The organism is Klebsiella sp. CN_Kp091 (assembly GCF_040065095.1).
Taxonomy (GTDB): Bacteria; Pseudomonadota; Gammaproteobacteria; order Enterobacterales; family Enterobacteriaceae; genus Klebsiella; species Klebsiella aerogenes.
This window is the reverse complement of the sequence record NZ_JBEAIO010000012.1, coordinates 90,118-101,780: the sequence shown is the minus strand read 5'-3', so window position 1 is coordinate 101,780 and position 11,663 is coordinate 90,118. Positions and strand designations below refer to the sequence as shown.

Annotated in this window: 9 protein-coding genes; 4 read left to right on the top strand and 5 right to left on the bottom strand. The window is 55.9% G+C overall.

Features of this window, described 5'->3' with window-relative positions; genetic code table 11:
• Positions 1 to 93: 93 nt before the first annotated feature.
• The 3 genes from uraA to ABLV17_RS11905 all read right to left on the bottom strand — a co-directional run bounded on the left by uraA (position 94) and on the right by ABLV17_RS11905 (position 3,730).
• A complete protein-coding gene (gene uraA, locus ABLV17_RS11915) occupies positions 94 to 1,380 on the bottom strand; it encodes a uracil permease (RefSeq protein ID WP_015370403.1) in 1,287 nt (428 codons plus the stop codon).
• Positions 1,381 to 1,476: 96 nt separating this feature from the next.
• On the bottom strand, positions 1,477 to 2,103 hold the full coding sequence (upp, locus tag ABLV17_RS11910) for a uracil phosphoribosyltransferase (RefSeq protein ID WP_015370402.1): 627 nt from the start codon (positions 2,101 to 2,103) through the stop codon (positions 1,477 to 1,479).
• Positions 2,104 to 2,299: 196 nt separating this feature from the next.
• Positions 2,300 to 3,730: a 6-phospho-beta-glucosidase gene (locus tag ABLV17_RS11905; protein ID WP_348854291.1), complete on the bottom strand. Its 1,431-nt coding sequence runs from the start codon at positions 3,728 to 3,730 to the stop codon at positions 2,300 to 2,302.
• A 249-nt stretch (positions 3,731 to 3,979) separates the two neighbouring features.
• On the opposite strand from ABLV17_RS11905, the gene purM reads away from it, so the two are divergent.
• Positions 3,980 to 5,017: a phosphoribosylformylglycinamidine cyclo-ligase gene (gene purM / locus ABLV17_RS11900; RefSeq protein ID WP_020078194.1), complete on the top strand. Its 1,038-nt coding sequence runs from the start codon at positions 3,980 to 3,982 to the stop codon at positions 5,015 to 5,017.
• On the top strand, positions 5,014 to 5,655 hold the full coding sequence (gene purN, locus ABLV17_RS11895) for a phosphoribosylglycinamide formyltransferase (protein ID WP_015370398.1): 642 nt from the start codon (positions 5,014 to 5,016) through the stop codon (positions 5,653 to 5,655). Before purM ends, purN begins: the two co-directional genes overlap by 4 nt.
• A gap of 53 nt (positions 5,656 to 5,708) precedes the next feature.
• Here the strand turns inward: purN and ABLV17_RS11890 are convergent, their stop codons facing one another.
• Positions 5,709 to 7,049, bottom strand: a complete 1,341-nt coding sequence (locus ABLV17_RS11890) for a glycosyl hydrolase family 28 protein (RefSeq protein ID WP_348854290.1) — start codon at positions 7,047 to 7,049, stop codon at positions 5,709 to 5,711.
• 421 nt (positions 7,050 to 7,470) lie between these two features.
• On the opposite strand from ABLV17_RS11890, the gene ABLV17_RS11885 reads away from it, so the two are divergent.
• Positions 7,471 to 8,922: an MFS transporter gene (locus tag ABLV17_RS11885; protein ID WP_348854302.1), complete on the top strand. Its 1,452-nt coding sequence runs from the start codon at positions 7,471 to 7,473 to the stop codon at positions 8,920 to 8,922.
• Positions 8,897 to 9,994: a glycoside hydrolase family 88 protein gene (locus ABLV17_RS11880; RefSeq protein ID WP_348854289.1), complete on the top strand. Its 1,098-nt coding sequence runs from the start codon at positions 8,897 to 8,899 to the stop codon at positions 9,992 to 9,994. Before ABLV17_RS11885 ends, ABLV17_RS11880 begins: the two co-directional genes overlap by 26 nt.
• A 5-nt stretch (positions 9,995 to 9,999) precedes the next feature.
• Here ABLV17_RS11880 and ABLV17_RS11875 read toward each other — a convergent pair whose 3' ends face one another.
• Positions 10,000 to 11,658, bottom strand: coding sequence for a hypothetical protein (locus tag ABLV17_RS11875; protein ID WP_348854301.1), 1,659 nt, complete (start codon positions 11,656 to 11,658; stop codon positions 10,000 to 10,002).
• Between the last annotated feature and the right edge of the window lie 5 nt (positions 11,659 to 11,663).

The window sequence follows — 11,663 nt, the reverse complement described above, 5'->3', positions numbered from 1 at the left end:
CCTCAACATAGGCTTACAGAAAAACGCGAAGAGTTTAACACAGTTTTAGGTCAGGAGAGAACCGGGCAGGATCGCTGCCCGGTATGAGGATCGTTATTTCGCTTCTTCGCTATCCGCGGCGTCCAGCACCACTTCTTCCGGACGCAGAACGCTGATCAGTTTAAAGATCAGGCTCAGGCAAATACCGACGATCGTCGCCAGCGCCATGCCTTTCAGCTCCGCCGCGCCAATATGCACCTTCGCGCCGCTCACGCCGATGATCAGAATGACTGAGGTCAGAATCAGGTTCTGCGCTTTGCTGTAATCGACTTTTGATTCGATCAGCACGCGGATACCGGATGCGCCGATCACCCCGTACAGCAGCAGAGAAACGCCGCCCATCACCGGTACCGGGATAATCTGGATCGCCGCAGCCAGCTTGCCGACGCAGGAGAGCAGAATCGCGATAATCGCCGCGCCGCCAATAACCCAGGTACTGTATACGCGGGTAATCGCCATCACGCCGATATTTTCCCCGTAGGTGGTGTTTGGCGTTGAGCCAAAGAAACCGGAGACAATCGTCGACAGCCCGTTGGCGAACATCGAGCGGTGCAGACCCGGATCGCGGATCAGGTCGCGCTTAACGATATTGGCGGTCACCACCAGGTGCCCCACGTGCTCGGCGATCACCACCAGCGCGGCAGGCAAAATGGTGAAAATGGCAAACCACTCAAAGCGCGGGGTGTAGAAGGTCGGCAGTGCAAACCAGTGCGCTTCGGCGATAGGCGTCGTATCGACCACCCCCATCACAAAGGAGAGCGCATAGCCCACCAGCACGCCGATAAGAATCGGTATAATCGCCAGGAAGCCGCGGAACAGTACGGAACCAAAAACCGTCACCGCCAGCGTCACCATCGAAATAATAATAGTTTTGCTGTCAGGCGATTGACCGTCAGCCGGCAGCAGCCCGGCCATGTTCGCCGCCACGCCCGCCAGTTCCAGGCCGATAACCGCCACGATGGCGCCCATTGCCGCCGGCGGGAACATCACATCCAGCCAGCCGGTACCGGCTTTTTTGACAATAAAGGAGACGATGCAAAACAGGACACCGCACATAATGAAACCGCCGAGCGCCACTTCATAACCCAGCGGCAACAACAGCAGCACCGGGGAGATAAAGGCGAAGCTCGACCCCAGATAGGCCGGAATTTTGCCTTTACAGATAAAGAGGTACAACAGCGTACCGATGCCGTTAAACAGCAGTACGGTAGCCGGGTTAATGTGGAACAGGATAGGCACCAGAACCGTTGCGCCAAACATGGCGAACAGATGTTGCAAACTAAGCGGGATTGTCTGTAAAAGCGGCGGTCTTTCACTCACCCCGATTGCACGGCGCGTCATAATATTATCCTCTGAGAGTCGTTTGTTATTTGTTGTGGGCGTGATTTATTCAAAAAAAAGCCGACTCTCAAAGTCGGCTTTTTATCACTTCATCATTTATTTGGTACCGAAAATCTTATCGCCGGCATCGCCGAGGCCCGGAATAATGTATCCGTGCTCGTTGAGGCCCTGGTCGACGGAGGCGGTGTACAGTTCGACGTCAGGATGCGCTTTCTCCAGCGCGGCAATGCCTTCCGGCGCCGCCACCAGCACCAGCACCTTAATGCTCGAGCAGCCCGCTTTTTTCAGCAGGTCGATGGTCGCGATCATCGAACCACCGGTTGCCAGCATCGGGTCAACCACCAGCGCCATACGCTCATCAATGTTTGAAACCAGCTTCTGGAAGTAAGGAACCGGCTCCAGCGTTTCTTCATCACGGTAGATACCAACAACGCTGATACGCGCGCTCGGCACGTGCTCCAGCACGCCTTCCATCATACCCAGACCGGCACGCAGGATAGGCACCACGGTAATTTTCTTACCTTTGATCTGCTCAACTTCGACCGGACCGTTCCAGCCTTCGATAGTGACACGCTCGGTAGCGAGATCGGCGGTTGCTTCGTAGGTCAGTAAGCTACCAACCTCTGAGGCGAGTTCACGGAAGCGTTTAGTACTGATGTCATGCTCACGCATCAGGCCCAGCTTGTGTTTGACGAGTGGATGTTTCACTTCCACGATCTTCATTCTCTTTCTCCTCTGAGGGGCAGCCACAAAAAAAATCGCGGGATTATACCGCTTTTTGCGGATTGCGCCATACCCATCTTGCTTGACGTATATCAAACAAAGTGATTTATGGATTGTTACACATTATAAAACAAACAAAAAAAGCCGGAGGTTCCCCTTCGGCTTTTATCTCTGACAAGGCTATGCTTGTTGGCGATTACAGGTTTTCGCCGTTACTGGCAATAACCTGCTGATACCAGGCAAAGGATTTTTTACGGCTACGGGCCAACGTGCCGCGACCGTCGTTATCTTTATCGACAAAGATAAATCCATAGCGTTTTTTCATCTCGCCGGTACCGGCGGAGACCAGATCGATACAGCCCCACGGGGTATACCCCATCAGATCGACGCCATCTTCCACCACCGCTTTTTTCATTTCGGCAATATGGGCGCTGAGATACTCGATACGATACTGGTCATCCACGCTGCCGTCAGCTTCACGCACGTCAATGGCGCCAAAGCCGTTTTCAACGATAAATAGCGGCAGCTGATAGTGATCCCAGAACCAGTTGAGCGAGTAGCGCAGGCCAACCGGGTCAATCTGCCAGCCCCAATCCGATTTCTTGACGTAGGGATTGGAGACCAGGCTGGTGCTTTCGTCGTAATCCAGATGCGGATTATCGTCAGTCGCTTTGGTGGCGAAGGACATATAGTAGCTAAAGCCAATATAGTCGACGCAGCCCTCTTTTAACGCCAGGCGATCGGCATCGGTGATATCCAGCGTAAAACCACGGCGCGCGAAGTAGTTGAGCAGATGCTGCGGATAGCGGCCACGCACGTGCACATCGGTAAACCAGTAACGACGATGCATAGCGTTCATCGCCATCATGATGTCGTCCGGCGCGCAGGTGAGCGGATAGATAGGACACATCGCGATCATACAGCCAATCTGCAGGTCCGAATTAATCTCGCGTGCCGCCTTCACCGCCAGCGCGCTGGCCACCAGTTCATAATGGGCGGCCTGAAACATCACCGGCTCACGGTCTTCTCCGGGCTGATACTTCAGGCCGGAGTTGGTAAAGGGGGCGAAATCTTCATGGAAGTTGGCCTGGTTGTTGATCTCGTTAAAGGTCATCCAGTACTTCACTTTGTGCTGATAATGGGTAAACACCACCTTCGCAAAGCGGACGAAGAAATCAATGAGTTTACGGTTGCGCCAGCCGCCATATTCAGTCACCAGGTGGTAAGGCATCTCAAAATGGGAGAGCGTGATCACCGGTTCAATACCATATTTCAGGCACTCGTCGAACAGATCGTCATAGAATTGCAGGCCCGCCTCATTGGGCTCCAGCTCATCGCCCAGCGGAAAAATGCGCGTCCAGGCAATTGAAGTACGGAAACACTTAAATCCCAGTTCGGCAAACAGCGCCACGTCTTCTTTATAACGATGATAAAAATCAATCGCCTCATGGTTGGGATAGTTATGGCCGGGCAGTACGCCGTCGGTGATCGTTCGCGGCACCCCATGGGCGCCTGCGGTCATCACGTCAGCGACGCTAATCCCCTTCCCTCCTTCTTGCCAGCCGCCCTCAAGCTGATGCGCCGCAACCGCGCCGCCCCACAGAAAACCTTCTTTGAATCCGGACATATACTCTCCCTATAGACGATCGTTATGCGCTTTTCACCAAACAGAAACCGGTTTCATTGGCATAATGATCATTCATTAAAGGCGAGGCAAGCAGAAGACTGTACCCGGTTTCATTTTCGTGAACAGTATCAAATTTGCTCATCTCTAAGCCGTTTTAAATCGAGTGTAAAGCAGGCTCGCAAACGTTTGCTTTCCCTGTTAGAATTGCGCCGATTTTTCTTGCTACCGCAAACGCGTGGAGACTTCGCAGTGACCGATAAAACCTCTCTCAGCTATAAAGATGCCGGCGTGGATATTGATGCAGGCAACGCTCTCGTCGACCGTATTAAGGGCGTGGTGAAGAAAACCCGTCGCCCGGAAGTGATGGGCGGACTGGGCGGATTCGGCGCGCTGTGCGCTCTGCCGCAGAAATACCGCGAACCGGTACTGGTCTCCGGTACCGACGGCGTCGGCACCAAGCTGCGTCTGGCGATGGACCTTAAACGTCACGACACTATCGGTATCGATCTGGTCGCCATGTGCGTCAATGACCTCGTAGTTCAGGGCGCCGAGCCGCTGTTTTTCCTCGACTACTACGCGACCGGTAAACTGGACGTAGATACCGCGGCAAGCGTGATAAGCGGCATCGCCGAAGGCTGCTTACAGTCCGGCTGCGCGCTGGTTGGCGGCGAAACGGCGGAAATGCCGGGTATGTACCACGGTGAAGATTACGACGTGGCCGGTTTCTGCGTCGGCGTGGTAGAAAAATCAGAAATCATCGACGGCAGCAAAGTGGCTGACGGCGACGTCCTGGTCGCGCTTGCCTCCAGCGGCCCGCACTCTAACGGCTACTCGCTGGTGCGTAAGATTATCGAAGTCAGCGGCGTTGACCCACAAACCACCGACCTCAACGGCAAACCGCTGGCCGACCATCTGCTGGCGCCGACCCGCATTTATGTCAAATCGATTCTGAATCTAATTGCCAACGTCGACGTCCATGCTATCGCTCACCTGACCGGCGGCGGCTTCTGGGAAAATATCCCGCGCGTACTGCCGGACAACACCCAGGCGGTGATTGACGAGTCCTCCTGGCAGTGGCCGGAAGTCTTCAACTGGCTGCAAACCGCCGGTAATGTCAGCAGCCACGAAATGTACCGCACCTTTAACTGCGGCGTCGGCATGCTGGTCGCTCTGCCGGCAGCCGAGGCGGATAAAGCCATCGCCCTGCTGAACGAGCAGGGTGAAAACGCCTGGAAAATCGGTTACATCAAGGCATCCGATGCCGAACAACGCGTGGTCATTGAATGAAAAACATTGTGGTGCTGATTTCCGGTAACGGCAGTAATTTACAGGCGATTATTGATGCCTGCGCCCGGAAGCAAATCAACGGCACCCTGCGTGCGGTATTCAGCAATAAGGCCGAAGCATTCGGCCTTGAGCGCGCCCGCGAGGCCGGTATTCCAGCCTTTGCGCTCTCGCCGAAAGCGTTTGATAGCCGCGAAGCCTTCGACCGCGAGCTGATGCAGCAAATCGATGTCTTCCAACCCGATCTGGTGGTGCTGGCGGGCTACATGCGTATCCTTAGTCCGGCCTTTGTTGGCCACTATCAGGGGCGCTTGCTGAATATCCATCCTTCTCTGCTGCCGAAATATCCGGGGCTGCATACTCATCGCCAGGCGCTGGAAAACGGTGATGAGGAACATGGCACCTCGGTACATTTCGTCACCGACGAACTCGACGGCGGGCCGGTGATTTTACAGGCTCGGGTGCCGGTATTTCCGGAAGACAGCGAAGATGACGTTACCGCCCGCGTACAGGCGCAGGAGCACGACATCTACCCGCTGGTGGTGAGCTGGTTTGTTGATGGCCGCCTGCGTATGGAAGCTAACTCTGCGTGGCTGGATAATCGCAAGCTGCCGCCGCAGGGCTATGCCGCCGAAGAATAAGTTCGACCTGCCCCGGAGCATTCGCCGGGGCACCTTCCTCTCTTATTTCCTCGCTAATTATCGCCGTTTTCCAGACACAGCGCGTTAGGGTTCCAGGCTGCCGGTAAGGGTGTCGGGCGCTGATAATCAAACTCGCGCAGTGTCAGACCCGCGACGCCGTTAGCATACAGTACCGGCAAACCGCCGGGATAAGGCTCAACACCCCAAACGCGGCCGCTTTGCGGATTCAAACACCAGGCGTTATCAATCCCCATCCCGGTCGGCGACATCGGATTGCACGGCGGGCGGATATCATAAAGCCCCTGCTCCGCTGCCAGGTTCAGCTTCTGGGTTAGCTGCACGCCGTCAAACAGAATACGCCGGATCTGGCCTGGCATTTCACTATGTAGGTTTATCGCGCCTTCGCACTCGCCAACCAGCCCGCGGAACTGGATCTGCGAGATTTCGCCGGGTTCAATCGCCGGATCGCGGCGGCGCGCGGAAAGGAAAACAGGGTCCGCCTCGCCCCAGTGACAGGCCGGCGCGCTCACGCAATCAAAAGCAATGCTGCTAAAAATCATCCGCCGTAGCCGCCCGCCGTCGCGGGATATCAGGCCGATGCCGCGATTGGAGTCAAAGATAGTGCAGTTACTCACCAGCACATCCTCAATATCCTGCCAGGTTTCAGTACCGATTTTAAAGGCGCAGCTTTTCGAGCGCAGCGTGCAGTTAACAATGGTTACCTGACGCAACGGTCGCTGGATGCGCTCAGGTTTATCGGTGGTCTTCAGACAGATGGCATCATCCGCCGCGCTGAAATAGCTATTGGCGATATGTACCTGCTGGCAGCTGTCGATATCCAGCGCATCGGTATTAGCCATCGTCAAATCATTGTCAACGGTGACACCGTCAACCACCACGCCCATGCAGGAGACCAGGTGAATTGTCCACATCGGGGCATGTCGTACGGTGATGTTTTCCAGCCGGACGCGAAGGCAATTTTCCAGCAAAATGATCCTCGGGCGCGCCGTGGCTGGCGTGCGGTAACCCATGGCATCAACGCGACGGGAAAACCAGCCGTCAGCGCTGCCGTAAATCTCACCGCCGCCGCAGATGGTAATATTCTGCGCATCCACAGCATACAGAAAGGCCCGATCTGACGATTCCGCCCGGCTCAGCGCCGTCGCCTGGGCAAAGTCATCATAGTTTTCGCTAACGATAAGCTCGGCGCCCGGCGACAGCCACAGACAGGTGTTCGAGCCTATCCGTAAACCGCCGAGCGCGTACCTGCCGCAATCAACCACCAACCGGCCGCCGCCCGCCTGCGCCAGTTCGTCCAGCGCCTGTTGAAAGAGTTCGGTATCAGGCGTCACGCCATCCGCATGGGGATGGCGCTGCGAAAGATAAATGTTCATAGCATGTCCTGGAAAATCAACGTGGAGGCTATCTCACCATCTCTCTCACTCTCAGCGTAGGGTCGAAAGCGATATCGCGGAAATATCTGCGTACCCTTTCACAATCGCCGTCACGACCAGGGGCAAAACGTGATAACACCCGCAAACTTTACCCCTGACAAAAATGAAAAAAGGGTCCGCATCACATTTAAGGCCTGATTCAACCACAGAAAACGTGAGGCGCATCGCGGGGTTTATTTCATTTTGTCGCCATTTGGCATGCTGCTCGCAGAACGGTACGAAAAACCGTCTATCGGGATTTTCGCCCCCATCTCCCTCTTTTACTGTGCAACCTCTCATCCCTGATAAAAGAGATACGCGCATGACGAGGACAGTAACCCCGCAACGAGAAGTCAAAACCCGCAATATCCTCTGCTGGGGGATGGGCGATATTTTCGGCAGCGGCGCGATGACCATCACCGGCCTGTGGCTGCTCTACTTTTATATTGAAGTCGCCGGGCTCTCGCCCGCCGCCGCGGCCTCTATTTTCGCCATCGCCAAGATTTGGGACGGCATCACCGACCCGGTAATGGGCTACATTACCGACAACATTCGCACCCGTTGGGGACGGCGACGGATCTTCTTTATTGTCGGCGCGCCGCTATCGCTCTGTTTCGCTCTGATGTGGATAAGTGGTTTTGGCTACGCCTGGTACCTCGGTACCTATCTACTATTCAGCACCGTCTTCACCCTGCTGATGGTGCCTTACGATACCCTGCCTGCAGAGATGACCGCGCGCTATGATTTGCGCTCGAAAATGTCCGGGGCACGAATGCTATTTGCTCAGGCGACAGCCTTTCTCGCGGCGTTAATCCCAGGACAAATCATGGCCCACGTCGCCGATAAATCGCAGGCGTTTCTCTATATCGGCATTATCTTCGCCCTGCTTTTTGCCTTGCCGTGGATCTTCGTCTGGCGCGGTACCTGGGAGCGCGACAACCTCCCGCCGCCGCAGACGGAGCAAGGTTTAGGAAAAACGCTGCGTTCGCTGTATAGGGAAATGGCCTCGACCTTCCGTCTGCGGACCTTCCGTATTCATATCATGATGTACGTTGGCGGCGCGGTGGCGCTGGATATTTTCGGCTCGCTGTTTATGCACTATATGACCTACGTGCTACGTGTCGGCACCTCGCTGGCTTCGCAGGCCATGAGTCTGATGACGCTGTTTCAATTCTTCGCGATCCCTTTATTTACCTGGCTTTGCATCCGCGTCGGCAACGGCAACGCCTATAAGGTCGCCATCGCGCTGATCCTCTGCGCGCTACTGTGGTTCAGCCAACTGACCGCTTCTTTCAGCCATCTTTCCTGGCTGCTGCTCGGCGGCGCAATCGTGATGGGCATCGCCCGCGGCGGCACCTATCTCATCCCATGGAATGTCTACAATTTCCTGCCCGATATCGATGAAGCCTACACCGGCGTGCGCCGCGAAGGGATCTACGCGGGGGTGATGATGCTGACGCGCAAATTCTCCCAGGCGCTGGCGCTGTTTATCGTCGGCCTGGCGCTGGAAACCTTTGGATTCACCAAAGGCGCCGAAACGCAGAATACCGCCGCGCTGAATGGTATCTGGTGGGTATTCCTCGTTGGCCCCGGCCTGCTGGCCTTACTGGCGATGTATGGCGCTTTTCGTTTTCGCTTGAGCCAGCCGCGACATCAAATCCTGATTAGCGAACTGGAGCGACTGCGCGCCGGTGGTCATCCACAGGATGCCAGCCCGCAGACCCGCGAAACCATCGAGCTACTGACCGGCCATCCTCATCGCAACGATCGCTGGCAACACGCCGCCGTTTCTACTCAAGGAAATCACTATGTCGCAGAAAAACAACCGTCCTGAATTACAGTCACTCATCGAAGCGCTAATCGGCAACTTAACCACGATTACCGATGATAGCGGCGAGTATTTACAGCGGCTGGCGGATGGCCGAGTGGTTGATACCAAAGGTTGGGACGGCTGGGAGTGGACGCATGGCATCGCCCTGTTTGGCCTGTTTCGCTACCAGCAACTAACAGGATCGCTTCGGGCTGGTGAACTTATCGACGGCTGGTTTAGCGCCCGTTTCGCCGAGGGCACGCCGGAAAAAAACATCAATACCGCTTGTCCGTTTTTAACCCTGGCGCTGCGCTATCAACAGACGCCGCGCAGCGACTGGCGCGCCTATCTGGAAAGCTGGGGAGACGCTATATATCGCCAGATGCCGCGTACCGATGAAGGCTGCCTGCAGCACGTCACCTATGAGGCTCCCCATCATCAACAAATCTGGGACGATACGCTAATGATGGCGGTGCTGCCGCTGGCGATGCTCGGCAAAATGTTTGCTAAATCGCGCTGGGTAGAAGAGGCGAAATTTCAGTTTTTGCAGCACCTGCACTATTTAAGCGACCGCCAAAGCGGCCTGTGGTTTCACGGCTGGCATTTCGACGGCAGACACCATTTCGCTGGCGCGCTGTGGGCCCGCGGCAATAGCTGGATAACGCTGGCGATACCGGAACTGCTGGAGATGCTTGAGCTCGACGAACATGACGCCTTTTACCGCCAGTTGCAAAATACTCTGCAGATTCAGGTCAGCGCCCTTGCCCGCTGCCAGGCCGAAAACGGCCTATGGCCGACGCTGCTCAACGACCCGGATAGTTATCTGGAAGCCTCTGCGACGGCGGGGTTTGCCGCGGGTATTTTCAAGGCGGTGCGCCTCGGCTACCTCGACGACGCGTTTCTGCCGGTCGCCGAGCGGGCCTGCCGGGGTATAATCGAACATATCTCGCCGCAAGGAGAGCTAACGCAGGTGTCGTTTGGCACGGCGATGGGCCACGACCTCGACCACTATCGTAACATTCCCCTGACCGCCATGCCCTACGGCCAGGCAATGGCGATACTGTGTCTGGTTGAAGCGCTACGCCGCACGCTTTAATACGGCTATCTGAGCGCCGTCAGTTCGGTGCTCAGGCTATCAGCCAGATTACGTGCTCGTACGGGATCGAACATCACGTAAAACGCCGGCGAGGCCTCTCCTGTCTGCTGACAAAGCGTTTCCATTTCCGATGCGCAGCGATACAGCGCCTGTACGTTGATATGACAAATTTCCCGCATGCTCCAGCTGTTTTCCACCTCTCGGGCGAAGTGCAGGGTAAAGAAGGCCTTTTGCGCGTGGGTAAATGTCTGGCAATAAAGCGCCAGTCCCTGCCACTCTTCACGCCACCGAAGCGCCAGCGCGGCGGGAAAATCCGCCGTGAGAGCGAACGCTTGCGCCGCTTTCCCCAACTGCTGTGCGCTGGCTGCGACGTCATCTTTTTCTTGCGCGATTTGCGTGAGATTCGCCATCGATTTCTGCGGATCGTCACGCTTGAAGTGGATATCGTGCGCCGAACCGGGTAACCAGTGACTGCGCGCCAGTTGTCCGTAAAGGCTCCACACCGCCTGGCCGTAGCTTTCAGGCAATTGGCTATGGCGATGGAACACATGGTCTCGCACATATATTGACTGATAGAGCGTCTGCGTCGCCTGCTCAAGCAGCGACTGGAACTGCTGCGCGACATCGGCTGGCGGACACCAGCCGTAACGCTGCGCCAGCCATTGCACCAGTAACTGCTGCTGATTTTTTGCCGCCCCTTCGCCCAGCAATTGGCTGCAGGCGAAGAGGTTACATTCGCTTAACGTCGCAGGGATCCAGTGATTATCGATGCTTTCCCAGCTGGTTTTACAGATAGCGCCGGTAATGCGCGGATTGCGGCTCTGGCACCACAACAGTCGCCCCTGTAGTTCATCAATACGTAAAAACGGCATGACTCCCCATCCCACTTCCTCGCCGGCAAGATCGATATCGATCCATACATCTCGCATCTGCACCGCCAACAGCGCCGGATTATTAGGGAAAGCAGGCCAGAAACGTTCCGGCGTGAGTTTTATCGATACCGAAACCGCAGGCGGCAGCGGTTCAATCGCATCCAGCACGGCGCTAAGATCGTCATTGCTGGCCGGGAAAACGCGCAGTACCAGATGTTTATTTTGCGCGGCTACCGCCTGACTCAGGGCATTAAAGCAGCGGCGATACAGCATCAAGCTATGCGCGGGCTGGCGGGGATCGTCGTGTTGTCTGGCCCACTGCGGGTGAGAGATTGGTAATAAGCCGTCGGTACTGGAGAGCGCGATAATCAAACCGGTGAGCGCTGGCACGCTTTGGCACACGGCGCGGATTTTGTCAGTTAACCAGCGGCTCCAGAAATCGACATCGAAACGCACCCCTCGCGGGGTATCCAGCAGTTCCGGATGCGCTAATAACAGTTCGGTTGGAAAGCTAAGTTCTTTCGCCTGCAGATAAAATCGCAACCCCTGTTCACGGCAGCGTAACGCCAGGCGATTGAGATAGATACAGCGCGCTCGTTGTTGGCTCGACAACCGGTCGTTATAGTCAAAAGGCGTATACCCCTGTGGCGAAACCAGCTTGCCAAATAGCTCGGCCTGCCCCACCACCACGGTATTAAAATCATGCTCAAGTGCGTATTCAATCAACCGGCAGGCCGACGGCCAGTGCCAGATATCCTGGTTGTTAAGCTCCAGCGCCCGCGTTTCCCACATCGTTT